The sequence below is a fragment of the Quisquiliibacterium sp. genome (assembly GCF_982640115.1).
The window spans coordinates 1-26500 of record NZ_CEXFHW010000035.1; the positions used below are offsets into that span (position 1 = coordinate 1).

The following is a 26500-nucleotide window of genomic DNA, read 5'->3' on the forward strand; positions in this document are numbered from 1 at the left end:
TGGCCCGGTCGATGCTCACCAGTTCGGCACCGAGATCGGCATGGCGCTTGATCACGGCCGGGTCCCTGATCGCGCCCTGCAGTGCGGCCACCAGCTTGTCGATCACCGGCTTGGGCGTGCCCTTGGGCGCGTAGAGGGCATGCCAGACACCCACCGAGAAACCGGGCAGGCCCGACTCGCTCATGGTGGGCAGCTCCTTGAGGGTATCGAGCCGCCGCGTCGAGGTGACCGCCAGCGCCTTCACCTTGCCGGCCTTGATCTGCTGGGTGGTGTTGGTGGTCTGGTCGCAGAGCATGTCGACCTGACCGCCGATCAGATCGGTCATCGCCGGCGCGGTGCCCTTGTAGGGCACGGTGGTGAGGTCGGTCTCGATGGTGCTCATGAACATCAGCCCGCACAGGTGCGAGGCCGAGCCCAGACCGGCATTGGCGAACGACACCTTGGCGGCATTCGCCTTCAGGTAGGGGACGAGCTCCTTGACGCTGGCCGCCGGGAAGCCGCTCTTGACCAGCAGCGTCATGGGCACATCGTTGATCAGGCCGATGTACTCGAAATCCTTGAGCGGATCGAAGGCGAGCTTGCGATAGAGCGCCGGTGCGGTGGCCATGCCGATGTGGTGCACGAGCAGCGAGTAGCCGTCGGGGGCAGCCTTGGCCACCTTGGTGACGCCGATGGTGCCGCCGGCGCCGGCGACATTCTCGACGATGACATTGGCGCCGGGCAGCGAGCGGGTCATGGCCTCGGCGATGGTGCGCGCCACGACATCGGTGGGGCCCCCGGCCGCAAAGGGCACCGTGATGGCGATGGGCTTGGTCGGGTAGGTCTGGGCGCCGGCGCAGACGGCGGCAACCGACAGCGCGGTGGCCAGCAGGCCACGCAGGAGGGAGTGAGACATGGTCGGGGACTCCTTGGGTTGCAGCGAAGGGTCAGGACAGCGGCGAGTCGCCCGGTCAGCCCAGGGCCTGCGCCACCGCCTCACCCACCTGGGTGGTGCTGGCCGTGCCGCCCATGTCGGGCGTGCGCGGGCCCTTCTCGGTCACCTGCTCGATCGCCGCCAGGATGGCGTCATGCGCCGCCGGGTAGCCCAGGTGCTGCAGCATCATGGCGCCGCACCAGATCTGGCCGATGGGGTTGGCGATGCCGCGGCCGTAGATGTCGGGCGCCGAGCCGTGCACCGGTTCGAACAGCGACGGAAAGCGCCGCTCGGGGTTGATGTTCGCCGAAGGCGCGATGCCGATGGTGCCGGTGCAGGCCGGGCCGAGGTCGGACAGGATGTCGCCGAACAGGTTCGAGGCCACCACCACATCGAACCAGTGCGGATTGCGCACGAAATGCGCCGTGAGGATGTCGATGTGGAACTTGTCGAGCTTCACGTCCGGGTAGCCGGCGGCCATCTCGGCCACCCGCTCGTCCCAGTAGGGCATCGAGATGAAGATGCCGTTGGACTTGGTGGCCGAGGTGAGGTGCTTCTTCGGGCGCGAGCGCGCCAGCTCGAAGGCGTAGCGCAGCACGCGGTCGACACCCACGCGCGTGAACACCGACTCCTGGAGCACGAACTCGCGCTCGGTGCCGGGGAACATCTTGCCGCCCACCGAGGAGTACTCGCCCTCGGTGTTCTCGCGCACCACATAGAAATCGATGTCGCCCGGCTTGCGGTTGGCAAGCGGGCTGGGCACGCCGGGCATCAGCCGCACCGGCCGCAGGTTGATGTACTGGTCGAATTCGCGGCGGAACAGCAGCAGCGAGCCCCAGAGCGAGACATGGTCGGGCACGCTGGCCGGCCAGCCCACGGCGCCGAAGTAGATGGCGTCATGGCCGCCGATGCGCGCCTTCCAGTCGGCGGGCATCATCTCGCCGTGGCGCGCGTGGTAGTCACAGCTGGCGAAGTCGAACTCGTCGAAGCTCAGGCCGATGCCGAAGCGCCGCGCAGCCGCGCGCAGCACGCGCAGGCCCTCGGGCATGACTTCCTTGCCGATGCCGTCGCCGGCGATCACCGCGATCCGGTGGGTGCTCATGAGGTCTCCGAAAGGAAAAGGGGCGCCAGGGTAAGGAAGTGTAACGCCCGGTGCCGCGGGTCAACGCCGGGCGCAGTCTCGCCGTTCACCGGAACGGTGTCGTCGCCCGCCTGCGCCCATCCTGGGCCCGTCCTGGAGATTCCCTCATGATCCATCGCCTGTCGCTTCTCGCATGGCTGGGCGTGCTGCTCGGTTCGATCCAGGGCTGCACCACCTACCAGCTCCTGCCGCAGACCGGCATCGCCTTACCTGCCCAGGGCGGTGTGCCCGCCCAGGCCACCGCGTCGGCCGTGCCCCCCGGCCTGTCGGTGGGCGAACTGCTCCAGATGCTCAAGGCGGGTCGGCCCCAGCCCGAGATCGCCGCCGATGCCCAGTCCCGGGGGCTGCGGGCCGCCCTGGCGCCGGCCGATGTCGATGTGCTCACCGCTGCAGGCGCCGGCCCCGAACTGCTCCAGACCCTGCGCAGCGCGCCGGCCCAGACCGGCGCCATGGTGGCCAACGGTGGCGTGCCGCAGGGCGTGGTGGTGCGCGAGCCGCCGGTGGTGGTCTACACGCAACCCTGGGTCTGGGGCCCGCCGCTGCCGCCAAGAGCCTACTGGTACGGGCCTTCCTGGGGGTTCACCTGGGGCGGCCCGGGCTGGTACCGGCCGTATCCCTACCACTTCCACCACCCCCGTCCACGCCGCTGAGGCGACCGCGCTGCGGGTCGGCCCACGCGTCAGCGCTGATGATCCGGCTGCACGCCAGAAACCGCGCATGAATGGCTCAGTCTGTCGCCTCGTCGCGCTGCGCCTGCTGCAGCGCCCACATCGCCGCATAGGCGCCGCCCTGCGCCAGCAGGCTGTCATGGGTGCCGCGCTCCACGATGCGGCCGTGCTGCATCACCAGGATCTGCTCGGCATCCACCACGGTGGATAGCCGATGGGCGATCACCAGCGTGGTCCGGCCCGCGGCCACGCGGCGCAGCGCCTCCTGGATGGCCTGCTCGTTGCGGGTGTCGAGTGCCGAGGTGGCCTCGTCCAGGATCAGCACCGGCGGGTTCTTGAGCAGCATGCGGGCGATGGCCACGCGCTGCTTCTCGCCGCCCGACAGCTTCAGGCCGCGCTCACCCACCGAGGTGCGCCAGCCTTCGGGCAGGGCCTCGATGAAGGCATCGAGCTGCGCGGCGCGCGCCGCCGCCTCGACCGCCGCATCGTCGGCATCAGGACGCCCGTAGGCGACGTTGTAGCGCAGGCTGTCGTTGAAGAGCACCGTGTCCTGCGGCACGATGCCCACCGCCGCGCGCAGGCTGGCCTGGGTCACTGAACGGATGTCCTGGCCGTCGATCAGGATGCGGCCGCCCGACACGTCGTAGAACCGGAAGAGCAGGCGCCCGAGCGTGGACTTGCCCGCGCCGCTGGCGCCCACCACCGCGGTGGTGGTGCCGGGCTCGATCGTGAAGCTCACGTCCTGCAGGATGGGGCGCCGCTCGTCGTAGCGGAAGGACACCGCGTCGAACACCACCCGCGGCCCCTTGCCCGCGACCAGCGCCGGTGCGCCGGGCGCGTCCTCGATCTCGCGGTTGGCCTGCAGCAGCGAGAACATGCGGTCGAGGTCGGTGAGCCCCTGCTTGATCTCGCGGTAGAGCACGCCCAGGAAGTTCAGCGGCACATAGAGCTGGATCATGAAGCCGTTGACCAGCACGAGATCGCCCAGGGTCATGGTGCCCTGCGCGACGCCCACCGTGGCGCGCCAGACCATCAGCGTGACCGCCACCGCGATGATCATCGACTGGCCGGTGTTCAGCAGCGAGAGCGTGGTCTGGCTCTTGAGCTTGGCGCGTTCGTAGCGTTGCAGGGTCTCGTCGTAGCGCCGGGTCTCGAAGGCCTCGTTACCGAAGTACTTGACGGTCTCGTAGTTGAGCAGCGAATCGATCGCGCGGGTGTTGGCCCGCGAGTCGAGCTCGTTCATGGTTCGGCGGAACTGGGTGCGCCACTCGGTGACCGTGACCGTGAAGATCACGTAGATCAGCAGCGCGCCGACCGTGATGGCGGTGAACCAGATGTCGTAGTTCAGGAACAGGTAACCCAGCACCAGCGCGATCTCGACCAGCGTGGGCAGGATGCTGTAGAGCGTATAGCTGACCAGCGAGGAGATCGCGCGGGTGCCGCGCTCGATGTCACGGGTCAGACCGCCGGTCTGCCGCTCGAGGTGGAATCGCAGCGACAGCGCATGCAGGTGCGCGAAGACCTGCAGCGCCACCCGCCGCACCGCGTGCTCGGTGACCTTGGCGAAAACCAGCTCGCGCAGCTCGGTGAACACCGTGGTCGACAGGCGCAGCGCGCCATAGGCGAGCACCAGGGCGATCGGCACGGCGAGCGCAGCCTGCGCGCCGGTGGTGGGCGTGAGCTGATCGACGATGCCCTTGAGCAGCACCGGCACGCCGACATTGGCGGCCTTGGCGCCGACGAGGCACAGCAGCGCGAGCAGCACCCTGCCCCGGTACTCCCAGAGGTAGGGCAGCAGTGATCGGATGGTGCGCCAGTCGCCACGCGGGCGGGCGTCGGCGGGCGCCGGCAGAGGCAGGCTGGGAGCGGGTCGCATCGGCCGATCGTAGCAGGGGCAAGCGATGCGGCACGGCGCCCGGTCAGCGCGGTGGCGCCGCCGGGGGCCGCGCGGATCCGGACCTGCCCGGCGCCCGCTCAGGCAGGCGGCGGCGCCTTGGTCAGCCGATTGACCCGGCTCAGGTCACCGCGCACCTGCGGCAGGGCGAGCAGGCGGGGATCCATCACCCGGAACCAGAGCGGCGGGAGCATCGCGATCACGAACATGCCGAAGTAGCCGCTGGGCAGGCTGGGCAGATCGGGGAAGCTGCGCAGCGCCTGATAGCGGCGCGAAGGATTGGCGTGGTGATCGGAATGGCGCTGCAGGTGGAAGAGCACCCGGTTGCTCACCCGGTGATTGGCGTTCCAGGCGTGATGCGGACGCGGCGGCTCCCAGCTGCCGTCGGGTCGGCGCTCGCGCAGCAGCCCGTAGTGCTCGATGTAGTTGGCGCAGGTGAGCTGCCACCAGGCAACCGCGTTGTGCACCAGCAGGAAGGGCAGCATCAGCCAGCCCAGGGCCAGCACGAGGCCGCCCTGCAGCACCAGCGTGAGCGCCCAGGACTGCAGCACGGTGTTGGCCGGGCCGAACACCGGCAGGCCGAGCCCCCGCAGCCGCGCGGACTCGAGCCTCCAGGCCCTCACCACGCTGCCCGGCATCTCGCGCAGCGCGAAGCGATAGAGGTTTTCGCCCATGCGGGCGCTGGCGCAGTCATGCGGCGTGGCCACCCAGCGGTGATGCCCCTGGCCGTGCTCGACCGTGAAGTGGCCATAGGCCGGCAGCGCCAGCACCACCCGGGCCAGCCACTGCTCGAGGCGGTCGCGCTTGTGGCCGAGTTCATGGCCGGTGTTCAGCGCCAGACCCGAACCCAGACCGGCCACCACCGCCAGCAGCAGCAGGCCCGGGAGCGAGAGGCCCTGCGTGCCGGCCCAGACCGCGCAGACCAGCAGGCTGAGATAGTGCAACGGCACGGCCAGCCAGGTGAGCCGGCGGTAGAAGCGGTCTTCCTGAAGCCCGGCGAGCGCCGACTCCGGCGGGTTGGCGCCGTCTTCGCCGACCAGCCAGTCGGCCAGGGGCATCAGCCCGTAGGCGATGAGCAGCGGCAAGGCGAGACCGAGCTCGCTGCCGCTCAGACCGTGGGCCGCCACGCCCGTGAGCGGCAGCAGCGGATACAGGGCCGACAACAGCCACCAGGCCCTGCCAGGCTCGCGCCAGGTGGCTGGCGGCATCAGCGGAGTTCGCGCGGAAGTGCTCATGTCCTGCTCAGGATGGTGCGGCGGCAGCGTCGAGCCATGCCGCGCCGGCGGCCTGCGCGAGCTGTTCGCCCCAGTGCTGATGGCCGCGAGGCCCGGGATGGAATCCGTCGGTTGCCATCATGCCATCGCCGGGCGCGAGCGGCACCGGCAGATGGTTCATGCGCGGGTCGGTCGCGGCCCAGCGTGCGAGCGCGGCATCGAGCTGGCGGGCACGGGCGCCCAGGTAGGCGTTGAGCGGGCGGGGCAAGGCATCGAAGGACTGCATCGGCGGCAGCCCGGCCCACAGCAGATGGGCCTCTGGCGAATCGGCCAGCAAGCGCTCGCGCAAGGCCGCAAGATCGGCCAGCCACCGCAACCGCGCCGTGCGGCCGGTGACATCGTTGACCCCGATCGCCACCAGGACCAGATCGGCCGGCTCGACAGGCTCGGCCTCGAGCAGTGCCCGCAAGCCACGGGCGTCGAGCCCGGTGCGGGCGTGCACCCGCCAGCGCACAGGCCGGGCCAGCCGCCCGGCAAGCCCGGTGGCGAAATGGATCGCCATGGCCTGATCGAGACGATCGACCCCCACGCCAGCCACGGCGGAGTCACCCGCGATCAGCAGGCGCAGGGGGGCGGGGGCGGTGGGCGCGCAGCCGGCCCCGCCATCGACACCGATCCAGCCCTCGCGTGGGCCGATGGCCTCGGGAAGCACCGGCGTGCGCCGCCGCACGCGTCGGCCCTGCATCAGCAGCACCGGCGCGAGGGCGAGTTCCCAGACCAGGGGTGGCAGGCTGGCGGCCATGGCAGGCCGTGCGCGTCGAGGAGACCGCGACGACGCTAGAACAGCGCCGCGTCGAGCGACATCAGGCTGGACGCGCCGGCGCGCGCCCCGCGGATGGCCGATTCGGTCTCGGGCAGCAGTCGCGCGAAGTAGAAGCGGGCCACCGCGAGCTTGCCGCGGTGGAAGTCGTCATCGGGATGCTCGAGCGCCACGCGGGCGATCCGCGCCCAGAAATAGGCGAACACCAGATGCCCGATCACCCGCAGGTAGTCGACCGCAGCCGCGCCGGCCTCGTCGGGGTCGCGCAGGGCGCGGGTGCCGATCTCGACGGTGAGGGTCTCCACCCTTGCGCCGAGCTCGGCCAGCGGCGTGATGAATTCGGCCATGTCGGCGCGGCCCGACTCGCGGCGCACGAATTCGGCGATCAGCGCGCCGAAGGCCCGCAGGCGGGCGCCGCCATCGCCAAGGACCTTGCGCGCGAGCAGGTCGAGCGACTGGATGGCGTTGGTGCCCTCGTAGATCATGTTGATGCGGGCGTCACGCACGAACTGCTCCATGCCGTTGTCGCGCACGTAGCCGTGACCACCGAACACCTGCAGGGCGAGGTTGGTGCACAGAAAGCCGTTGTCGGTCAGGAAGGCCTTGACCACCGGGGTGAGCAGCGCGAGCAGTTCCTGACTGGCCTGGCGCTGCGCCGGGTCGGGATGGTGGTCGGCGCGATCGGCCTGCAGCGCCAGCCAGCAGGCGAAGGCCCGACCGCCCTCGGTGTAGGCGCGTTGCGTGAGCAGCATGCGACGCACATCCGGGTGCACGATGATCGGATCGGCGGCGCTGCCGGGTGCCTTGGCGCCGGTCAGCGACCGGCTCTGCAGGCGCTCACGGGCGTAGAAGAGCGCATTCTGGTAGGCCGCCTCCGACAGGCCGAGCGACTGCATGCCCACACCGATGCGGGCCGCGTTCATCATGACGAACATCGCGTTCAGGCCCTTGTTCGGCTCGCCCACCAGATGGCCGGTGGCGCCGTCGAAGTCCATCACGCAGGTGGCATTGGCATGGATGCCCATCTTCTGCTCGAGCCGCGCAGCGCGAACCCCGTTGCGCGCGCCCAGGCTGCCGTCGTCAGCAGGCAGGAACTTGGGCACGATGAAGAGCGAGATGCCCCGCGTGCCGGCCGGTGCATCCGGCAGCCGGGCAAGCACCAGATGAACGATGTTCGCGGCCAGGTCGTGCTCGCCCGAGGAAATGAAGATCTTGGTGCCGGTGATGCGATGGCTGCCGTCGGCCTGCGGCGCGGCGCGGGTGCGCAGCAGGCCGAGGTCGGTGCCGCAGTGCGGCTCGGTGAGGCACATGGTGCCGGTCCACTCGCCGGACACCAGCCGCGGGAGGTAGAGCGCCTTCTGCGCCGGCGTGCCGTGGGCGAGCAGGCAGTCGTAGGCGCCGTGGGTGAGGCCCGGGTACATCGAGAAGGCCTGGTTGGCGGCATTCATCATCTCCTGCATGGCGATGCCGACCACCGCCGGCATGCCCTGCCCGCCCCAGGCTGGATCGCAGGTGAGCGTGGGCCAGCCAGCTTCGCAGAAGCGCTGCCAGGCCTCGCGAAAGCCCGCGGGCGTACGCACCGTGCCGTCGGGCAACAGCTGGCAACCCTCTTCGTCACCGCTGCGGTTGAGCGGGTGCAGCACCTCGGCGCAGAAGCGGCCGGCCTGCTCGAGCACGGCATCGATCAGGTCAGCGCCGGTCTGCTGGTGGGCGGGCAGCTGCGCGAGCTCGGCCGGGGCATCGAGCAGCTCGTGCAGCACGAAGCGCAGTTCGCGCAGGGGCGGGGTGTAGTAGGGCATGGATGATTTCCTTCTCTGTTTTCGAACGACTGTGCTTTTTTGGGACGAAAAGACGGGAATTCCCCGGCTGCAGTCAGCGGGCTGGTGACTCCCGCGGCCGCCGCGGCGCCGGGCGTGGTCGTGCCGATGGCGCGGCGGCGGCCGCCTCGGCGAGCAGACGATCGGCCACCCGCCGTGCCCGCGCCAGGGCGTCGGGGCTGCGCAGCAGCCGCCGGTCGTGGTGGAGCACCAGCACCACGCCGAACAGCCCGGCAAGCAGATCCTCCGGCGGCAGGTCGGCACGCAGTTCGCCGGCCTCGACCGCCTGGGCGATCGCCCGCATCAGCTCACGCTGCCAGCCCCGCACCATGCCGACCAGCACATCGCGCACCGGGCCGGGGCGGTCGTCAAGCTCGCTGGCGCCGGCGATCCACAGGCAGCCGCCGCCCGCGGCCGCGCCGGTGTGGTCGATCCAGCGCTCGACGATCGCCCGCACCCGCGGCAGGCCGCGCGGCCGGGACAGCGCCGGCAGCAGGACATCTTCGGCGAAGCGACGCTCATGCGCCTTGAGCACGGCAATCTGGAGCTCTTCCCGCGAGCCGAAATGCGCAAACACGCCGCTCTTGGACATGGCCATGCGCTCGGCAAGCTTGCCCAGGGTGATGCCCTCCAGGCCCTCGAGCCCGGCCAGCTCGAGCGCCGAGGAGACGATGGCGCTGCGGGTGAGTTCGCCCTTCTTCATGCGCGGCTTTCCTGAACCGACTTCGGCGTTGAGCCGACCTTTTAATGCACGGTCGTGCTTTTTTAGCATCAACCATGGCGCGCCGGCTGTCAAGCCGGGCGACGGGCGTGCCTCAAGCCCGCAGGGAGAGGTCGTCGAAGAGCGCGAAGAAGTCGTGCAGGGCTGCCTCGTCGCCGGCATCGATCGATGCCTTGCCCGCGGCAATGGCCGCCGGCAGCGTCTGCCGGCCCGAGAGCAGCAGGGCCCAGGTGGCGCGGTCACAGGCCAGACCGACATCAGCGCGCGCCGAGGGCGTCGCGAAGGCCGCAGGCGGCAGGAAACGCGCCACCCCCTGGTAGACCTGCAGACCGCAGACATGATCGGCATCGGTCTGGCGAAGGCGGAACACCCGGTCGGTGTCGGCGCTGGCCTGCGGGTCGAGCCGGGCGCCGAGCGCGCGCACGAAACGCTCGGGCGGGGAGTTCAGGATCAGCGCCCGCGCCGGTCGGACCGCGGGCGGCGGGCTGCCGGCGCGCCCGGTCTCCAGGCGCCGGGCCTCATCGAGCATGAAGGCGCGGGTGTTGGTGGCAGGCGTGCGCCGGGCCATCTCGCGCAGCGCCCGCGCCTTGCCATGCGCGGCCTGTGCGTCACCGGCATCGAGGCGCAGCAGGTGGCTGCACAGCTCGGCGGCCCAGCCCTGCTCGCCGCGGGCGAGGGCCTCGTCGGCCTGCACGAGCACCGCCGCGCGCCCGCCCAGACCGGCCACCAGCAGTTCGGCGCGCCGTGCCGGCGCCACCGGATGCAGCGTGGCGCCATCGCCGCCGAACCACCCGAACAGGCCGTTGTGGATGGCACGGGCGTGATAGGCCGGCTCGCCGTAGAAGGTGGGCACCCAGCGGCTGTCGGCAAGCCGCGGCGGCAGGGCGATGCTCGCGGCCAGGTCATCGGGGCCGAGCCCGGCGTTGATGCCGCGCACGGTCTGATCCCAGAGGTACTGCAGGGAGTCGCGGTGGTCGTCCAGGCAGGCCTGGACATCATCGCGACCGAGGATGGGTGCGCCGTGCGCGCCCACCAGATGCTCGGGCCGGGCATCGCGGATGGCGTCGATGGCCGCCACCATGACCAGCGGATCGCGATAGGCCTCGCCGCGCAAGGGATAGACATTGAAGAGCACCGGCCAGACATGATTGTTGACCACGGTGCGCAGCTGCGGAAAGCCGATGATGATCGTGTCGCGCGAGTCGCTGGCGAAGCGGCCGTCGAAGTGCACATCGAGCCCGGCGATGCGGGCCTGGCTGAGCGCCCGCGGGATGTGCCGGGTGGGCGGCACGAAGCCCTGGGTGCTGGGGCCCGGGCGGAAGAAGATCGGGCCGATGCCGTAGTTGGGCATGGCATCGGGCCCCTCCCGCGGCAGGTCGTGACCGAACTGGATGCGCACGCGGCGGCGATAGGCGGGGCCGAACTCGGCGCCGACCTCGGCCATGACCTCGCCGAGATCCTCGTGGGCCCACACCGCCACCGAGGGCCCCCAGCGGGCGATCACCTCGGCCGCGCCGCCGACATAGTGCGAGTGGGTGTAGATCAGCGCGACCACCGGCCGGTCGAGCAGCGGGCCGAAGGCGGCCAGCACCTCGGCCATCTCCTCGCGGCACTCGCCGGCGTCGATCAGGATGAGACCCTCGTCGCCGCGCACCAGGGTGACATTGCTGATGCCGAACCCGACTGCGCACCACACCCGGTCGGTCACCGCATGCACGCGCGGCTGGAACATCGCGCTGTGCGCGACCAGCGCAGGATGGGCGATGGCCCCGCTGGGGCTGGTGACGGGATCGGCATCCTGCATGGTCGGGCTCCGTTGAGAGGCCGGGCGCGCAGAGGCGTCGCGCGGGCGGCGGGCCGCCGATCATGCCAGTGATCAGGCGGGCGCTCCGAGCACCCAGCCCTCGACCGGATCGATATCGGCGGGCAGGCCCCAGCCGCTGTCGCGGCGCTGCCAGGCCCAGGCCGCCATGGCCAGGCACAGCACCGCATCGAGCTCGTCGGCCTGCGGCTGGGTGATGAGCCCGGCGCGCGCCGCATCCAGGGTGATCGCGGTCTCGAAGGGATGATCACCGGTTTCCAGCGCGGCCACCAGCCGCTCGCGCGCGGCCCGCCGCGCCGGGCAATGACGGCGCGCCGGCTCGTCGCTCTTGTACGACGCGCGGCCGAGCAGCGCGCGCGCCAGCAGGGCCGGATAGCCTTCGAGGGCCACCCGCGCCGGATCGGTGCCGCGGCGGCGCAGCCCGGGCAGGGTCACACCGGCCTGCAGCAGGCGCGGCGCGCCCTCGTGCAGCATCAGCGCCACCGGCGGATTGACCCACTTCATCGACGGACTGCTGCCCGCCGGCCGATCGGTGGCACGGTGCGCGAACTTGCTGCCCGGCGGGCGGGCATCGCACCAGGCCCGGCAGTGCGCCACCAGTTCGGCACGGCTGAGCGCAGCCAGTCGCTGCGTGACCGGCACCCAGGGCTCCACATCCTCCAGGGGCCAGCCCAGGCCTGCGGCAAAGGCGCGCGGCAGGCCGAAGGGGAAGTCGAAGGCGCCCACCCAGGCCTGCGGCCGGCACAGCCAGCCCAGCCAGTCGTCGAGGCTGCGGAAGTGCGCGATCTGCGCCAGGTGCACCCGAGGCGCGGTGCCCGGCACCAGCCGACCGATCGCCACCGTGATCGGCTTGCCGGCGCGCGGCGTGCTGGTGAAGTCGACACCGATCAGCATGGGGGCGGGCATCGGTGGCGGCATCGGTGGCGGCATCGGTGCAGGCATCAGGGCGGGCATGGGCTCGAATCGGTCTGTCCGCGTGCCGGGTCGGCCTGCCCGCCGGCCAGCAGCGCGCGCAGGCTGTCCAGGGTATCGGCCTCGCGGATGGTCTTGTCGGTCCGCCAGCGCAGCATCCGGGGAAAACGCACGGCCACGCCGCTGCGATGGCGCGGCGAGGGCGCGATGCCCTCGAAGCCGAGCTCGAAGACCAGCGTGGGCTGCAGGCTGCGCACCGGGCCGAAGCGCTCGACGGTGGTGCGGCGGATCACCGCGTCCACCTGGCGGATCTCGTCATCGGTCAGCCCGGAATAGGCCTTGGCGAAGGGCACCAGCACGGGCGGTTCGCCCTCGCCCGGCGGCTCGGCCCAGAGCGCGAAGGTGTAGTCGGTGTAGAGACTGGCCCGACGGCCGTGGCCGCGCTGGGCGTAGAGCAGCACCGCGTCGATGCTCAGCGGATCGAGCTTCCACTTCCACCAGCCGCCACCCGGCACGCGCAGACGGCCCACGCCGTAGGCCGAATCCTGGTGCTTGAGCATCAGGCCCTCGACGCCTTGATCGCGCGCGCGGGCGCGCAGCGCGGCCAGGTCCGACCAGTCGGCCGCCGACAGCCGCGGCGAGCAGTGCAGGCGCGGGTGCGGGTCGCCCTCGGAGGCGATGGCGGGGACACGACGCGGGAAATCGGTGGGGAATGCGGACGCTGTGGACGCCTCGGGCGCATCGGGCGCATCGGGTGCATCGGGTGCATCGGGTGCTCCACCCGGCGGCGGCGCCAGCAGCCGCTCGAGCTGCGCGCGTCGCTGCCCCAGCGGCCGCTCGCGCCAGTCTTCACCCTCGTGCTCGAGCAGGTCGTAGGCCAGGAAGCGAACGGGCACCTCACGCAGCAGGGCCGCACCCGGCTTGAGTCGGGCGATACGCCTTTGCAGCGCCGCGAAAGGCAGCGGCCTTGCCGTGGCCGGGTCCCAGGCGAGCAGCTCGCCGTCGAACACCGTGCCGGCGGCCGCCTGTGCCGCATGGCATGCCGCCCACGCCCGCGCAGCCCGGACCACCTCCGGGAAGCGTTCGGTGACCAGCTCCTCGCCACGCGACCACAGCCAGGTCTGGCCATCGCGCAGCACCAGCTGCGCACGCACGCCATCCCACTTCCACTCGGCCTGCCAGGACGCGATGTCACCGAGCGCAGCCGGATCGCCGGGCAGCGGATGGGCAAGGAAGAAGGGATAGGGCCGGCCGTCGCGGATCGTCGCGCCCGCCTGGGGCGGAGCGAGCAGCTCGGCCAGATGCTGCGCGGCGGGCTGGCGGCGGGCATCGGTGAATCCGATCATCCGCTGCGCGATCAGGGCAGGGGCCAGCCCCGAGACCTCGGCCAGGGCGCGCACCATGAGCTGGCGCGACACCCCCACCCGCAGTCCGCCGGTGATCAGCTTGTTGAGCAGGAAGCGGCCGTTCCAGTCGAGCCCCGCCCAGGCCTCGCGCAGGCCACGGGCGGCATCGACGGGCGCGGCACCGCGCAGCGCCAACAGGCGCGTCTGCAACCACTCGGCCAGGCCGGTGTCGTCGCTGGCATCGCCCGCGGGCAGCAGATGGGCGATGGTCTCGGCGAGATCACCCACCGCGGCATAGCTCTCCTCGAAGAGCCAGGGCGCCAGACCGGCCGCCTCGCAGGCGGCCTCGCGCAGCACCCGCGAAGGCACGCTCTGGCGAGGCTTGCCACCGGCGAGAAAGTAGACCGCCCAGGCGGCATCGACGGGTGGCGCCGTGCGCAGGTAATCGGCCATCACGGCCACCTTGTGGCGGGTGGACGATGAGGCATCGAGCGCGGCGTAGAGGGCAGCGAAGGCCTTCATGCCGATTGCGCCTCCTCGGCGCCGAACTCGGTCTGGAATGCCTCGGCCTGCAGGCCCTGCTCGGCGAGCCAGCGCACCATCACCGGCACCTGCCCGTGGGTGACGATGACCCGCTGCGCGCCGGTGGCGGCGATCGCCTGCTGCAGCCCGGGCCAGTCGGCGTGGTCGGAGAGCACGAAGCCGCGGTCCACGCCACGCCGTCGGCGCGCACCGCGCAGCGCCATCCAGCCCGAGGCAAACGCATCGACCGGATCGGCAAAGCGGCGCAGCCAGCCCGGACTGCCGGCCGAGGGCGGCGCGATCACCAGCGCGCGCGAAAATGCCGCACGATCGGTCACTTCGCTGACCAGGCGGGTGGGGGGCAGCGACACCCCGGCTTCGCGATAGGCCCGGTTGAGCGCCTCCACGGCGGCGTGGCAGACGATCGGGCCAATGGCGGCGTCGACCCCGGCGAGGATGCGCTGCGCCTTGCCCAGCGAGTAGCCGTAGAGCACGCTCGTGCGTCCGGCAGCGGCGTTGTCGGCCCACCAGCGGCTGATCTCGGCCATCAGCACCCGTTGCGGCTGCCAGCGGTAGACCGGCAGACCGAAGGTGGACTCGGTGATGAAGGTGTCGCAACGCACCGGCTCGAAGGCGCTGCAGGTGGGATCGGGCTCGACCCGGTAATCGCCCGATACCACCCAGACCCGGCCGCGGTGGGCGAGCCGCACCTGTGCCGAACCCAGGATGTGACCGGCCGGGTGCAGCGACACGCTGACCCCGTTGTGCACCACGGTCTGGCCCCAGCCGAGCAGCTGCAGGCCGACGCCACCCAGGCGGGCGCGCAGCACGGTCTCGCCCTCGGCGGCAGCCAGGCAGTGGCCATGCCCTGGACGGGCATGGTCGGCATGGGCGTGGGTGATCACGGCCCGCGGCACCGGTCGCCAGGGGTCGATGTGGAAGTCGCCGGCCGGGCAGTACATGCCCTCCGGTCGGAGCACCACGAGGTCGTCGGCCGACGACATGTCCGCGCCCGGCATGCTCACCAGCGCGAGGCCCGGCCGCTCAGCGCGACGCCGGCGCGCAGCAGCGCAAACGCCGCCCAGCGCACGGCGCGCAGGCGCAAGGGTCCGCGGGCGTGGCGGGCCGGGTGGACCTCGCGACCGCCCTGCGCGATGGCGGCATGGATGCGCTCGGCAAGGTGAGCCGCGAAGCCGGCATCGCGCACGACCACATTGGCCTCGCGGGCCAGCAGCAGCGAGAAGGGGTCGATGTTGGAGGAACCCACGGTGGCCCAGTCGTCGGCGACCGCGACCTTGGCGTGCATGAAGCTGCTCGCGTACTCGACGATGCGTACGCCAGCGGCGAGCAGCTCGTCATAGAGCGCCTGCGAGGCATAGTGCTGCAGCGCGTACTCCACGCGGCCCTGCAGCAGCAGGGTGACCGGCACGCCGCGCCGGACGGCCAGGATGAGCGCCCGCCGCAGACGCGCGCCGGGAAAGAAGTAGGCGTTGGCGATGAGCACCCGGTGGCGGGCCGAGCCGATCGCCTGCAGGTACTCGTGCTCGATGGCGCGCCGGAAGCGGAAGTTGTCGCGCAGCAGCAGCATGGCACGCACGGGTGCGAAGGCGGCGTGGGCAGGCGGTGAAGCGGGCGGTGAAGCGGGCGGCAAAGCGGGCGAGTTCCACAGGGCCGACGCAACCGGCGGAACAGGCGCGCCCGAGGGCGCCGACGAGGCGCGCGCAGCAGCCCCAGCCGACGCAGCAGACACCGCACGCGCACGCCGACCGGTCACGCAGGGCCAGCGCGCCGCGGCACGCTCGCGCACCGGCAGCAGCGAGGCCCAGAGCTGACGGGCAGCGAGCAGGGCGTCATCCACCAGCGGTCCGCGCACCCTGACCGCGAAATCCAGCCGCGGTCGATCGAGTGCGCCGTGGGCCGGGTCGACATGGTCATCGAGCAGGTTGATGCCGCCGATGAAGGCCACCTCGCGATCGATCACCGCGATCTTGCGGTGCAGGCGCCGCAGGCGCCGCCGGTCGAGTGCGTAGGGTGAATGCTCGGGCCGGAACACCCGCAGCTGCGCCGGGCCGGCCGCCAGCAGGGCCGCCAGGCGCGGCGGCACCCGCGGCGTGCCGAAGCCATCGACCGCCACCTGCACCAATACGCCCCGCGCTGCCGCCCGGGCCAGGGCCTCGAAGACCGGCCGGGCGGAATGGTCGTCATGCACGATGTAGGTCTCGAGGTGGATCTCGGCGCGGGCCGCGTCGATCGCCGCCACCAGCGCCGGGAAGAAGGCTGCGCCCCCCTCCAGCAGCCAGACCTCGTGGCCCGCCCGCAGCGCAGGCCTGACCGGCGCCGTCGCCCGGACCCGCGGCACCGTGCGGACCGGCGGCGCGCCCGACATCAGTCCGCGGCGCGCAGGTCGGCCACCAGCGGACTGTGGTCCGACAGCCGCGCCCACTCCGGCCCGCGCAGCACCCGGGCGTCGCGCACCTCGAAGCCGCGCAGGTAGATGCGATCCATGCGCAGCCAGGGCACCAGCGCCGGAAAGGTGCGGGCGGTGCGCACCCGCCGCGGCGGGCTGGCTGCGGCTGCGCCGCGGCGGGCACGCGGGCCCTCGGGCGAGCCGGCATCGAACAGCCGATCGCGCACGAAGTGCACCACCTGCTGGCGCACGCCGGAGGGCGGTCGCGCATCGAAGACCTCGCGCACACCCAGCCGCTGATAGAGCGTGTCGGAAAGCCGGTTGCGCCAGTCGTTGAAGTCGCCGGCGATGATCACCGGCGCCTCACGCGGGATCTCGCGTTCGATCCAGTCGACCAGCAGCGCGGTCTGGCGGGTACGGCTGGCAGCCAGCAGGCCGAGGTGCACCACGAAGCAGTGCAGATCCTGCCCGGGCATGCGCACCACGCAGTGCAGGATGCCGCGCTTCTCGAGGGCATGATCGGAGACATCGCGGTTCTCGCGCCGCAGGATGGGAAAGCGCGACAGCAGCGCATTGCCATGATGGCCATGCATGTACGAGGCGTTGCGTCCGTACGCAGTCTCGAAGGGGTTGCGCCGGCCGCCCTCGCCGGCCAGGAACTCGTGCTGCGATTCCTTGGGCCAGTGCGGAAAGCGGGTGGCGTGCCGTTCATGGCGGCCCTGCACCTCCTGCAGGAACACCAGGTCAGCGTCGAGCTCATGCAGGCGGGCGCGCAGCTCGTGGATGCGGCTGACATGGCGCAGGCCGAACAGCTCCCGAGTCACGCCCTTGTGGATGTTGTAGGTGGCCACGCGCAGCTGCAGCGCGCGCGGGGGGGCGCGGCGCGCTGCGCGCGGGCTCATGCCGCCGGCTCCGAGGGCGCTGCCGGGCTGGCGGCCCGCGCCAGGCGCACCGGCAGCTCGCGGATGGCCTGGGCGTTGGACCACGAGAAGCAGCGCTCGGCGGCCTGCTCCCAGGGCAGCCAGGCATGACCGAGGTGCTCGCGCGGCGAGAGCCGCACCGGCAGGGGCTGCGCCACCTGCAGCGCGAACACATGCTCGGTGTTGTGGGTGACGCCCTCGGGGTAGCGGTGCCGCCAGTGCGGGAAGATCTCGTAGCGGTTGGTCAGCGACCAGTCGCTCAGGCGGTGGGCCGCCACATCGATGCCGGTCTCCTCGAGCACCTCGCGGGCGCAGGTGAGCGAGAGCGGCTCGTCGGCACTGTCCTTGCTGCCGGTGACCGACTGCCAGAAACCGGGATGGTCGGCGCGCTCGAGCAGCAGCACCCGCAGGTCGGGGGTGTGAATCACCACCAGCACCGACTCCGGGATCTTGCTGCCCATGCTGGCGCTCCAGGCCGTGGCGCGTCAGGTCTTGGCCGGCTCGGCCGAGCGCAGGCGGATGTGCAGCTCGCGCAACTGCTTCTCGTCGACCGAGGACGGGGCCTGGGTGAGCAGGCACTGCGCGCGCTGTGTCTTGGGGAAGGCGATGACATCGCGGATCGACTCGGCCCCGGTCATCATGGTGACGATGCGGTCCAGGCCGAAGGCGATGCCGCCGTGCGGCGGCGCGCCGTACTGCAGGGCATCGAGCAGGAAGCCGAACTTGGCGCGGGCCTCCTCGGGCCCGATCTTCAGGGCGCGGAACACCTTGCTCTGGACCTCCTCGCGGTGGATCCGCACCGACCCGCCGCCCAGCTCCCAGCCGTTGAGGACGAGGTCATAGGCCTTGGCAAGGCAGCGCCCCGGATCGGTGGCCATGTAGTCCTCGTGGCCGTCCTTGGGCGAGGTGAAGGGATGGTGCACGGCCGCCCAGCGGGCGTTCTCCTCGTCGTGCTCGAACATCGGAAAGTCGATCACCCAGAGCGGGCGCCACTGGCCCTCGACCAGCCCGGCCTTGCGGCCGAATTCGGAGTGGCCGATGCGGTTGCGCAGCGCGCCGATCGCATCGTTGACCACCTTGGCCTTGTCGGCACCGAAGAAGATGATGTCGCCGTTGCGCGCGCCGGTGCGCGAGAGCACCGCATCGAGCGCGTTGTCGTGCAGGTTCTTGACGATGGGCGACTGCAGGCCCTCGCGGCCGCGGGCCGCGTCATTGACCTTGATGTACGCCAGACCGCGGGCGCCATAGATGGCCACGAACTGGGTGTAGGCGTCGATCTCGCCACGGGTGAGCTCGGCGCCGCCCGGCACGCGCAGCCCCACCACCCGGCCGCCCTCCTGGTTGGCCGCCCCCGAGAAGACCTTGAAATCGACGGTCTTCATCACCTCGGTGAGGTCGGTGAACTGCAGCTTCACGCGCAGGTCGGGCTTGTCCGAGCCATACAGGCGCATGGCCTCGCCATAGGTCATGGTGGGGAACTGGTTGGGCAGCTCCACGCCGATGGCATTGCGAAACACCGTGCGGATCATTTCCTCGAAGATGGCGCGGATCTCGACCTCGTCGAGGAAGGAGGTCTCGCAGTCGATCTGGGTGAACTCGGGCTGCCGGTCGGCGCGCAGGTCTTCGTCACGGAAACACTTGGTGATCGGGTAGTAGCGGTCGAAGCCCGAGACCATCAGCAGCTGCTTGAACAGCTGCGGCGACTGCGGCAGCGCGAAGAACTGCCCCGCATTGACACGCGAAGGCACGAGGTAGTCGCGCGCGCCCTCGGGCGTGCTCTTGGTGAGCATGGGGGTCTCGATGTCGATGAACCCCAGGGAGTCGAGGTAGCGGCGGACCTCCATGGCCACGCGGTAGCGCAGCATGAGGTTCTTCTGCATGGCCGGCCGACGCAGGTCGAGCACCCGGTGGGTGAGCCGGGTGGTCTCGGAGAGGTTCTCGTCGTCGAGCTGGAAGGGCGGCGTGACCGACGCGTTGAGGATCTGGAGGTCGTGGCAGAGCACCTCGATCTCGCCGCTGCGCAGATTGGGGTTCTCGGTGCCGGCGGGGCGCCGGCGCACCTTGCCGGTGACTCGCACGCAGAACTCGTTGCGCACCCGCTCGGCAGTGGCGAACATGGCGGCGCGGTCGGGGTCGCAGACCACCTGCGCCAGGCCCTCGCGGTCTCGCAGGTCGATGAAGATCACGCCGCCGTGGTCACGGCGCCGATGCACCCATCCGAACAGCGTGACCTCCTGGTCGAGACGGTCGGCGGCCACTTCGCCGGCATAGCAGGTGCGCATGGAATCGAGCTCCAGGGAATGGGCGGCGGCGCCGGGTCAGGCGCGGACCGGAAAGGGTTGGACGGGCCTCATGCCGATTCAGCCCGGCGGCAGTTCGCGGTCGGCGGCGGCGCGGGCATTGCGCGCGGCGCGACCGGTGGTGGGATCGGGGGCGACCACGCCCATCGAGACCACATACTTGAGGGCTTCATCGACGCTCATCTCGAGCTCGATGGTCTCGTGCCGCGGGAACATCAGGAAGAACCCCGAGGTGGGATTGGGCGTGGTTGGCACATAGACCGACACCATCTCGACCGACACCGCCTGGCGCACCTCGTGCGCGGGCGTGCCGGTCTGGAAGCCGATGGTCCAGACGCCGCTGCGCGGGTACTGCACCAGGATGGCCTTGCGGAAGGCCTGCCCGGTGGGCGACAGCACGGTGTCGGAGACCTGCTTCACGCTGGAGTAGATGGAGCGCACGATCGGGATGCGCGAAAGCAGCTTCTCCCAGATTCTGACCAGCCCCTGGCCCAGGATGTTGCGGGTGAGCAGGCCGGTGATGAAGATGACCACCACCGTGAGCACCACCCCCACGCCGGGGATGCGCCGGCCCCAGAGCACCTCGGGCTGCATCTCGGCCGGCAGCAGCTGCAGGCTCTGGTCCATGGTGCTGACGATGAGGTTGAGCACCCACAGGGTGATCACCAGGGGCACCCAGATCAGCAGACCGGTGACGAAATACGCCCGCAGCTTCGACTTGGGCGGATGGGTGCCGGGCAAGGGGTTCTCCTGGAGGACGACGGGTGACGCGCGACTCAGGCGCCCTTGGCGGGCGCCGGCGACGGCGCGGGCGAGGCCGCTGGCGCGGGGGACGGCGCCGGCGCGGGGGCCGGAGCGGCTGCCGGCGCCGGGGCAGGCGCCGACGACTCGCCGGCCGGCTTGTCGGCCGCTTTGTCGGCGGCATCACCTCCCGCCTTGCCTTTGCCGTTGTCACGGAAGTCGGTGACATACCAGCCCGAGCCCTTGAGCTGGAAGGCGGGCGCGGTCAGGCGCTTGGCGAAGGATTTCTCGCCGCAGGACGGGCAGGTGTCCAGCGGCGGGTCGGAGCGCTTCTGCAGGACGTCTTTCTCGAAACCGCAGCGCTCGCAACGATAGGCGAAGATGGGCATGGCGTGACTAGGATGAAGGGACGACCGCGCGGCACGCGGACCGCCCGGCCTGCGATTGATCCGCGATCTGCCCGCGATCCGCCGCAGGCGGCGCCAGGCGGGACCGGGGCCGGGCCTCAGGTAACCCGCCATTATAGGCGATGGCAGGCCGTCAGCGCCGAAGCGGCTGCGGCGGCATGGCATAGGCCCAGACCGGCTTGCCGGCCACCGGCTCCAGACGCGCCTGCGGCTGCCACCCGGGCACCGGGAACTCCAGGCTGACCAGCCAGGCGCCGGCGGGCAGTTCGGCCGCCGCCTTGGCGCCGGCACGGGCCATGGATTCGGGCCGCTGGAACAGATAGACCATGCGAAAGGGCGACCAGTCGGCGTCCCAGAGGCTGCCGCGGCGCACGCTGGCGAAACGGCAGCGCCAGCGGCAGGCCAGAGCGAGCGGCCGGCTGAACTCCAGGCCCTGCAGCCGCGCCTGGGGATATTGCTCGCGCAGGGCGCGCAGGCCGTGACCGAGGCCGCAGCCGGCCTCTAGAACGATGGCGCCGGGCGGCAGCGGCACGGCGGCCGCCAGCCCACCCAGCGCGCCCGGCGGCGTGGGAAAGAGCGGCGCGTCACGCCAGGCCCCCAGCGGATAGAGCAGCAGCAGCAACCCGAGCGGCAGCAGCCAGGTGGCCGCCGGCAGCCCGGCCGGCCCCACCAGCAGCATGGCCGAGAGCGGGAAGCCGCCGGCGATGAAGACCTGACGCCAGCGACTGGCGGCTGGCAGTGCGCACAGCAGCCCGGCCAGCGTGGCCAGGGGCAGCGAGAGCAGCATCGGCAGGCCCCAGGCACGAAGCCCGAAGAACACGGCCCAGGCCAGCGCCCAGGCGAGCAGCGCAGGAACCGGCCAGGGCATCAGCCGGCCGGCGGCCACCGCCGCCGGGAAGCGTCAGAAGGGGATGTCGTCATCCATGTCACCGAAGGACGGCGCTGCCGGCTTGCCGCGCGGGGCCGGGCGACCGCCACCACCACCACCGCCGCCGCCACTGGCTGCGACCGGCTCGCGGGTGTAACCGCCGCCATCATCCCCACCACCCCCGCCGCCACCACCACCGCCATCGCGCGAGCCGAGCAGTTGCATCTCCTCGGCGATGATCTCGGTGGTGAACTTTTCCTGGCCGTCCTTGTCGGTCCACTTGCGGGTCTTGAGGCGGCCCTCGACATAGACCGAGCGGCCCTTGCGCAGATACTCGCCGGCGATCTCGGCGAGGCGGTCATAGAAGACCACCCGGTGCCATTCGGTTTCTTCCTTGCGCTCGCCGGAGGCCTTGTCCTTCCAGTTGCGGGTGGTGGCGACAGAGACATTGCACACCGCAGACCCGCTGGGGGTGTATCGGGTTTCGGGATCGCGCCCGAGGTTGCCGACCACGATCACCTTGTTCACCGAAGCCATCTCGCCCTCTCCTGCGCGACCGGATCGCGCCCTGTGTTGTATTGCCCGCGACGACACCCGCCGCCGCGACACCCATGCCTCAGCCGGCAGCGCGCTCGGGGGCCATGACACCGCCACGCACCGGCCAGCGCTTCTGGCCGAGAGCCGCCACCAACCATACCACCACCATGGCGGCGCACAGACCGAGCACCGCCGATGCGCCCCAGCGACCCTGCACCCAGCCACCCACCGCCCCGCCGGCGAACATGCCCACCGACTGCACGGTGTTGTAGACACCCAGCGCCGCACCGCGGGCGTCAGCCGGGGCCATCCGGGATACCAGCGAGGGCAGCGAAGCCTCCAGCACATTGAACGCCGTCAGGTACAGGGTCATCAAGACCACCAGAGCGACTAGGCCACGCGGCTCGGCCATGAGCGCGAGGAGCACCGCCAGCAGCAGACCCACCCCGCCGGCGAACACCGGGCGCATGCGGCCGCGGCGCTCGCCCCAGCCCAGCGGCCCCACCATGAGCAGCAGCGAGGAGGCCACCGCCACCAGGTAGAGCAGCGGGTGACCACTGAGCGGCACGCCGGCGCGCTCGACCAGCCAGCCCGGCACGATCATGAAGAAGGCGATCTGCACCGCGTGCAGGGTGAACACCCCCACATTCAGCCGGAACAGGTCGGGGGTGAGCAGCAGCGCACGCAGCGGCGTGGCCCGGGCCGGCGCCGGCACCCGCGGCGCCGGCGGCACCACCCAGATGGTGACCGCGGCGGCCGCCAGGGCCATGAGCACGGTGAGCTCGAACATGCCGCTCAGCCCGGCGCGCGCCACCAGCCAGGGCGCGGCCACCAGGGTGAGCGCAAAGCTGAGCGCCACCGACACCCCGATGAAGGCCATGGCCTTGGTGCGCTGCGACTCGCGGGTGCTGTCGGCCACCAGCGCGCTGACCGCCGCCGACACCGCGCCGGCGCCCTGGAGCGCCCGACCGAGGATGATGCCCAGCACATCGTCGGCCATGGCTGCCAGAGCGCTGCCGAGCGCGAAGACCAGCAGGCCGGCGACGATCACCGGCTTGCGGCCGATGCGGTCGGAGGCCATGCCCAGCGGCAGCTGCAGCAGGGCCTGCACCAGCCCGTAGGCGCCCAGGGCGATGCCGATCAGGGTGGGGTCGTCACCGCCGGGCAGGCGCCGCGCCTCGACCGCGAACACCGGCAGCAGCATGAACAGGCCGAGCATGCGCAGACCGAACACCGCCGACAGCGCGAGGCTGGCCCGCAGCTCGGTGGGGGTCATGGCGTTGGACGAGGCGGGCATCAGGGAAGGGGGAGCCGGCTACGGGGCAGTCCCGGCCAGCGGCCGGGCGTGGCCATCGGCAGGCAGGGCCGGGCAAGCCCCTCATCATAATCCATGCCCACCCCGGCGCCCCGGTCTGGCGGCCGCGCGCAGGTATAGTTGCCGATTGCCCTGACGCCGCCGATGGACCAGATCCGCATCCGGGGTGCGCGCACCCACAACCTGAAGAACCTGTCGATCGATCTGCCGCGCGAGCGGCTGGTGGTGGTGACCGGGCTGTCGGGCTCGGGCAAGTCCTCGCTCGCCTTCGACACCCTCTACGCCGAGGGCCAGCGCCGCTATGTCGAGTCGCTCTCGGCCTACGCGCGGCAGTTCCTGCAGCTGATGGACAAGCCCGATGTCGACCTGATCGAGGGCCTGTCGCCGGCCATCGCCATCGAGCAGAAGGCCACCAGCCACAACCCGCGCTCCACGGTGGGCACGGTCACCGAGATCCACGACTACCTGCGCCTGCTGTTCGCCCGCGCCGGCACGCCCTACTGCCCGCAGCATCCCGATCATCCGCTGGAGGCGCAATCGGTGTCGCAGATGGTCGATGCCGCGCTGGCCATGCCCGAGGGCACGCGCCTGATGGTGCTTGCGCCGGTGCTGGCGGCGCGCCGCGGCGAGCACGCCGAGCTGATGCACGACCTGCGCGCCCAGGGCTTCGTGCGCATCCGCGTGGCCACCGAGGGCCGCAGCGGCCCGCCGCGGGTGATCAGCCTGGACGACGGCGATCCGGGCCTGTCGCGCCAGCACAAGCACAGCATCGATGTGGTGGTCGACCGGGTGAAGGTGGCTGCGGGCATCGGCCAGCGGCTGGCCGAGTCCTTCGAGACCGCGCTGCGCCTGGCCGATGGCCGCGCGATCGTGGCCGACATCGACGGCGCCGCCGAGCGGATCTTCTCCAACCGCTTCGCCTGCCCGACCTGCGGGCACTCGCTGCGCGAACTCGAGCCGCGGCTGTTCTCGTTCAACAATCCGCTGGGCGCCTGCCCGGCCTGCGAGGGGCTGGGCACGGTCGAGTACTTCGACCCGCGCCGGGTGGTGGCCTTCCCGAACCTGTCGCTCGCCGCCGGCGCGATCCGCGGCTGGGACCGGCGCAACCAGGCGCACTTCGCGCAGCTCACCGCGCTGGCCGCCTGCCACCGATTCGATCTCGACACGCCCTTCGAGGCGCTGCCCGAAGCGGTGCGCGGCCTGGTGCTGCACGGCTCGGGCGCGCAGCCGGTGCCCGGCATCACGGGCGGCGAGCCGGGCGCGCCGGCCCGGCCCTTCGAGGGCGTGATTCCCAACCTCGAGCGGCGCTGGCGCGAGACCGACTCGCCGCCGGTGCGCGAGGAGCTCGCCAAGCTGCGGCAGGCCCGACCCTGCCCGGCCTGCGAGGGCACGCGGCTGCGCAGCGACGCGCGCCATGTGCGGGTGGGCGCACCGGGAACCGACCAGCCGATCTGGACGATCTCGCGCTGGACCCTGCGCCAGACCCAGGCCTGGTTCGAGGGCCTGGCGCTGCCCGGCCACCGCGCGGCCATCGGCGAGCGCATCGCACGCGAAATCCTGTCGCGGCTGCGCTTCCTGAACGATGTCGGCCTGGAGTACCTGTCGCTCGATCGCGCCGCCGATACGCTCTCGGGCGGCGAGTCGCAGCGCATCCGCCTCGCCTCGCAGATCGGCTCGGGCCTCACCGGCGTCATGTATGTGCTCGACGAGCCCTCGATCGGCCTGCACCAGCGCGACAACGACCGGCTGATCGGCACGCTGCGCCACCTGCGCGATCTTGGCAACTCGGTGCTGGTGGTCGAGCACGACGAGGATGCGATCCGCGCCGCCGACCATGTGGTCGATCTCGGCCCGGGCGCCGGCGAGCACGGCGGCCAGGTGATCGCGCAGGGCACGCCGGCGCAGATCGAGGCCGATCCGGCCTCGCTCACCGGGCGCTACCTGTCGGGTGCGCTGGCCATCCCGGTGCCGCAGGCGCGGGTGGCCCGCAGCGGCCGCGCGGTGGTGGTGCGCGGTGCGCGCGGCCACAACCTGCGCGGCGTCGATGTCGCGTTCCCGGTCGGGCTGATGGTGTGCGTCACCGGCGTGTCGGGCTCGGGCAAGTCCACCCTGGTGAACGACACGCTGCACCTGGCCGCGGCCCGCCATCTCTACGGCTCGGCGGCCGAACCGGCGGCGCACGACCGCATCGATGGCCTGGAGCTGTTCGACAAGGTGATCGCGGTCGACCAGAGCCCCATCGGCCGCACGCCGCGCAGCAATCCCGCCACCTACACCGGCCTGTTCACGCCGATCCGCGAGCTCTTCGCCGAGACCCCCACCGCGCGCGAGCGGGGCTATGGCGCCGGGCGCTTCTCGTTCAATGTGAAGGGCGGACGCTGCGAGACCTGCGAGGGCGATGGCGTGATCCGGGTCGAGATGCACTTCCTGCCCGATCTCTATGTGCCCTGCGAGCGCTGTCGCGGCAGCCGCTACAACCGCGAGACCCTCGAGGTGCAGTACAAGGGCCGCAGCATCGCCGAGGTGCTGGCCATGACCGTGGAGCAGGCCCACGCCTTCTTCGCGGCAGTGCCGCTGGTGCAGCGCCGCCTGCAGACCCTGCTCGATGTCGGCCTGGGCTACCTGCGCCTGGGCCAGAGCGCCACCACGCTGTCGGGCGGCGAGGCGCAGCGGGTGAAGCTCTCGCAGGAGCTCTCCAAGCGCGACACCGGGCGCACGCTCTACATCCTCGACGAGCCGACCACCGGCCTGCACTTCCATGACATCGGGCTGCTGCTGCGGGTGCTGCATGCGCTGCGCGATGCCGGCAACACCCTGGTGGTGATCGAGCACAACCTCGATGTGATCAAGACCGCCGACTGGGTGATCGACATGGGCCCGGAGGGCGGCGCCGGCGGCGGCCAGGTGCTGGCCGAGGGCACGCCCGAGGCGATCGCGCAATGCGCCGACAGCCACACCGGGCGTTACCTCGGACGGGTGCTGCAGCGCGCCGCCGCTCAGGCCCCGCCAGGGCGGTAGTCGGCGAACTTCGCCAGCACGCGGGCCATCTCGTCATCGGGCAGCACCGCCGGCCGGCCGAGCTGTCGCGCCAGGTGGTACATGCGCGAGAGCGTCTCCACCTCCTCGGCCAGGGCCAGCGCGGCGGCCAGGCCAGCCCCCCAGGCGACGATGCCGTGGTGGGCCATCAGGCAGGCCCGCCGGCCGGCGAGCGCGGC

Annotated in this window: 23 protein-coding genes; 2 read left to right on the forward strand and 21 right to left on the reverse strand. The window is 71.5% G+C overall.

What is annotated here, in order from left to right; all coding sequences use genetic code 11:
• Nucleotides 1–895 (reverse strand): tripartite tricarboxylate transporter substrate-binding protein (locus AC2H6A_RS06180; protein WP_484272273.1); only part of this gene is annotated, 895 nt, incomplete at its 3' end.
• Between the two features lie 55 nt (nt 896–950).
• Complete coding sequence (locus AC2H6A_RS06185) at nt 951–2015, reverse strand: tartrate dehydrogenase (RefSeq protein WP_484272274.1); 1065 nt, start codon at nt 2013–2015, stop codon at nt 951–953.
• A 146-nt stretch (nt 2016–2161) separates the two neighbouring features.
• Between AC2H6A_RS06185 and AC2H6A_RS06190 the strand changes: the two genes are divergently transcribed.
• Nucleotides 2162–2704, forward strand: a complete 543-nt coding sequence (locus AC2H6A_RS06190) for a hypothetical protein (RefSeq protein WP_484272275.1) — start codon at nt 2162–2164, stop codon at nt 2702–2704.
• A gap of 76 nt (nt 2705–2780) precedes the next feature.
• Here AC2H6A_RS06190 and AC2H6A_RS06195 read toward each other — a convergent pair whose 3' ends face one another.
• The 18 genes from AC2H6A_RS06195 to AC2H6A_RS06280 all read right to left on the reverse strand — a co-directional run bounded on the left by AC2H6A_RS06195 (nt 2781) and on the right by AC2H6A_RS06280 (nt 23267).
• Complete coding sequence (locus AC2H6A_RS06195; RefSeq protein WP_484272276.1) at nt 2781–4598, reverse strand: ABCB family ABC transporter ATP-binding protein/permease; 1818 nt, start codon at nt 4596–4598, stop codon at nt 2781–2783.
• Nucleotides 4599–4696: 98 nt separating this feature from the next.
• Nucleotides 4697–5851 carry an alkane 1-monooxygenase gene (locus AC2H6A_RS06200; RefSeq protein ID WP_484272277.1) on the reverse strand — a complete coding sequence of 385 codons (1155 nt, stop codon included), beginning with the start codon at nt 5849–5851 and terminating at the stop codon, nt 4697–4699.
• Nucleotides 5852–5858: 7 nt separating this feature from the next.
• Entirely contained in the window at nt 5859–6632 is a 774-nt protein-coding gene (locus tag AC2H6A_RS06205) for an SGNH/GDSL hydrolase family protein (RefSeq protein WP_484272278.1), read from the reverse strand.
• A gap of 35 nt (nt 6633–6667) precedes the next feature.
• Nucleotides 6668–8449 carry an acyl-CoA dehydrogenase C-terminal domain-containing protein gene (locus AC2H6A_RS06210; RefSeq protein WP_484272279.1) on the reverse strand — a complete coding sequence of 594 codons (1782 nt, stop codon included), beginning with the start codon at nt 8447–8449 and terminating at the stop codon, nt 6668–6670.
• Nucleotides 8450–8522: 73 nt separating this feature from the next.
• The gene (locus AC2H6A_RS06215; protein ID WP_484272280.1) at nt 8523–9170 is read right to left on the reverse strand and encodes a TetR/AcrR family transcriptional regulator; all 648 of its coding nucleotides are present in this window, start codon (nt 9168–9170) and stop codon (nt 8523–8525) included.
• A gap of 112 nt (nt 9171–9282) precedes the next feature.
• Nucleotides 9283–10992, reverse strand: a complete 1710-nt coding sequence (locus tag AC2H6A_RS06220) for an alkyl sulfatase dimerization domain-containing protein (RefSeq protein WP_484272281.1) — start codon at nt 10990–10992, stop codon at nt 9283–9285.
• A gap of 72 nt (nt 10993–11064) precedes the next feature.
• Nucleotides 11065–11916: a DUF429 domain-containing protein gene (locus AC2H6A_RS06225; protein WP_484272282.1), complete on the reverse strand. Its 852-nt coding sequence runs from the start codon at nt 11914–11916 to the stop codon at nt 11065–11067.
• Between the two features lie 35 nt (nt 11917–11951).
• Entirely contained in the window at nt 11952–13790 is a 1839-nt protein-coding gene (locus AC2H6A_RS06230) for an ATP-dependent DNA ligase (protein WP_484272283.1), read from the reverse strand.
• Complete coding sequence (locus tag AC2H6A_RS06235) at nt 13787–14794, reverse strand: ligase-associated DNA damage response exonuclease (RefSeq protein WP_484272284.1); 1008 nt, start codon at nt 14792–14794, stop codon at nt 13787–13789. The genes AC2H6A_RS06230 and AC2H6A_RS06235 overlap by 4 nt, the downstream gene beginning before the upstream one ends.
• 17 nt (nt 14795–14811) lie before the next feature.
• Entirely contained in the window at nt 14812–16149 is a 1338-nt protein-coding gene (clsB, locus tag AC2H6A_RS06240; RefSeq protein ID WP_484272292.1) for a cardiolipin synthase ClsB, read from the reverse strand.
• A gap of 26 nt (nt 16150–16175) precedes the next feature.
• A complete protein-coding gene (locus tag AC2H6A_RS06245) occupies nt 16176–17060 on the reverse strand; it encodes an endonuclease/exonuclease/phosphatase family protein (RefSeq protein ID WP_484272293.1) in 885 nt (294 codons plus the stop codon).
• A 35-nt stretch (nt 17061–17095) separates the two neighbouring features.
• Nucleotides 17096–17578, reverse strand: coding sequence for a dihydroneopterin triphosphate diphosphatase (nudB, locus tag AC2H6A_RS06250; protein WP_484272285.1), 483 nt, complete (start codon nt 17576–17578; stop codon nt 17096–17098).
• 24 nt (nt 17579–17602) lie between these two features.
• Nucleotides 17603–19399, reverse strand: a complete 1797-nt coding sequence (gene aspS, locus AC2H6A_RS06255; protein ID WP_484272286.1) for an aspartate--tRNA ligase — start codon at nt 19397–19399, stop codon at nt 17603–17605.
• A gap of 78 nt (nt 19400–19477) precedes the next feature.
• Nucleotides 19478–20128 carry a DUF502 domain-containing protein gene (locus AC2H6A_RS06260; protein ID WP_484272294.1) on the reverse strand — a complete coding sequence of 217 codons (651 nt, stop codon included), beginning with the start codon at nt 20126–20128 and terminating at the stop codon, nt 19478–19480.
• Nucleotides 20129–20193: 65 nt separating this feature from the next.
• Entirely contained in the window at nt 20194–20547 is a 354-nt protein-coding gene (locus AC2H6A_RS06265) for an FmdB family zinc ribbon protein (RefSeq protein WP_484272287.1), read from the reverse strand.
• Nucleotides 20548–20698: 151 nt separating this feature from the next.
• Nucleotides 20699–21433 carry a class I SAM-dependent methyltransferase gene (locus AC2H6A_RS06270; RefSeq protein ID WP_484272288.1) on the reverse strand — a complete coding sequence of 245 codons (735 nt, stop codon included), beginning with the start codon at nt 21431–21433 and terminating at the stop codon, nt 20699–20701.
• 33 nt (nt 21434–21466) lie between these two features.
• The gene (gene ssb / locus AC2H6A_RS06275; protein WP_484272289.1) at nt 21467–21970 is read right to left on the reverse strand and encodes a single-stranded DNA-binding protein; all 504 of its coding nucleotides are present in this window, start codon (nt 21968–21970) and stop codon (nt 21467–21469) included.
• A 79-nt stretch (nt 21971–22049) separates the two neighbouring features.
• Entirely contained in the window at nt 22050–23267 is a 1218-nt protein-coding gene (locus tag AC2H6A_RS06280; protein ID WP_484272290.1) for an MFS transporter, read from the reverse strand.
• 162 nt (nt 23268–23429) lie between these two features.
• Here AC2H6A_RS06280 and uvrA point away from each other — a divergent pair, with 162 nt between their 5' ends.
• On the forward strand, nt 23430–26303 hold the full coding sequence (gene uvrA / locus AC2H6A_RS06285) for an excinuclease ABC subunit UvrA (RefSeq protein ID WP_484272295.1): 2874 nt from the start codon (nt 23430–23432) through the stop codon (nt 26301–26303).
• On the opposite strand, the gene AC2H6A_RS06290 is transcribed toward uvrA, so the two are convergent.
• On the reverse strand, nt 26282–26500 hold a 219-nt coding region (locus AC2H6A_RS06290; protein WP_484272291.1), incomplete at its 5' end, for a class II aldolase/adducin family protein. The genes uvrA and AC2H6A_RS06290 overlap by 22 nt on opposite strands.

What these genes read in the sequence shown, in the direction of transcription:
- AC2H6A_RS06185 (WP_484272274.1), bottom strand. Translation starts at nt 2,015, where the DNA reads ATGAGCACCCACCGGATCGCGGTGATCGCCGGCGACGGCATCGGCAAG.
- AC2H6A_RS06190 (WP_484272275.1), top strand. Translation starts at nt 2,162, where the DNA reads ATGATCCATCGCCTGTCGCTTCTCGCATGGCTGGGCGTGCTGCTCGGT.
- AC2H6A_RS06195 (WP_484272276.1), bottom strand. Translation starts at nt 4,598, where the DNA reads ATGCGACCCGCTCCCAGCCTGCCTCTGCCGGCGCCCGCCGACGCCCGC.
- AC2H6A_RS06200 (WP_484272277.1), bottom strand. Translation starts at nt 5,851, where the DNA reads ATGAGCACTTCCGCGCGAACTCCGCTGATGCCGCCAGCCACCTGGCGC.
- AC2H6A_RS06205 (WP_484272278.1), bottom strand. Translation starts at nt 6,632, where the DNA reads ATGGCCGCCAGCCTGCCACCCCTGGTCTGGGAACTCGCCCTCGCGCCG.
- AC2H6A_RS06210 (WP_484272279.1), bottom strand. Translation starts at nt 8,449, where the DNA reads ATGCCCTACTACACCCCGCCCCTGCGCGAACTGCGCTTCGTGCTGCAC.
- AC2H6A_RS06215 (WP_484272280.1), bottom strand. Translation starts at nt 9,170, where the DNA reads ATGAAGAAGGGCGAACTCACCCGCAGCGCCATCGTCTCCTCGGCGCTC.
- AC2H6A_RS06220 (WP_484272281.1), bottom strand. Translation starts at nt 10,992, where the DNA reads ATGCAGGATGCCGATCCCGTCACCAGCCCCAGCGGGGCCATCGCCCAT.
- AC2H6A_RS06225 (WP_484272282.1), bottom strand. Translation starts at nt 11,916, where the DNA reads ATGCCCGCCCCCATGCTGATCGGTGTCGACTTCACCAGCACGCCGCGC.
- AC2H6A_RS06230 (WP_484272283.1), bottom strand. Translation starts at nt 13,790, where the DNA reads ATGAAGGCCTTCGCTGCCCTCTACGCCGCGCTCGATGCCTCATCGTCC.
- AC2H6A_RS06235 (WP_484272284.1), bottom strand. Translation starts at nt 14,794, where the DNA reads ATGTCGTCGGCCGACGACCTCGTGGTGCTCCGACCGGAGGGCATGTAC.
- nudB (WP_484272285.1), bottom strand. Translation starts at nt 17,578, where the DNA reads ATGGGCAGCAAGATCCCGGAGTCGGTGCTGGTGGTGATTCACACCCCC.
- aspS (WP_484272286.1), bottom strand. Translation starts at nt 19,399, where the DNA reads ATGCGCACCTGCTATGCCGGCGAAGTGGCCGCCGACCGTCTCGACCAG.
- AC2H6A_RS06265 (WP_484272287.1), bottom strand. Translation starts at nt 20,547, where the DNA reads ATGCCCATCTTCGCCTATCGTTGCGAGCGCTGCGGTTTCGAGAAAGAC.
- AC2H6A_RS06270 (WP_484272288.1), bottom strand. Translation starts at nt 21,433, where the DNA reads ATGCCCTGGCCGGTTCCTGCGCTGCTCGCCTGGGCGCTGGCCTGGGCC.
- ssb (WP_484272289.1), bottom strand. Translation starts at nt 21,970, where the DNA reads ATGGCTTCGGTGAACAAGGTGATCGTGGTCGGCAACCTCGGGCGCGAT.
- AC2H6A_RS06280 (WP_484272290.1), bottom strand. Translation starts at nt 23,267, where the DNA reads ATGCCCGCCTCGTCCAACGCCATGACCCCCACCGAGCTGCGGGCCAGC.
- uvrA (WP_484272295.1), top strand. Translation starts at nt 23,430, where the DNA reads ATGGACCAGATCCGCATCCGGGGTGCGCGCACCCACAACCTGAAGAAC.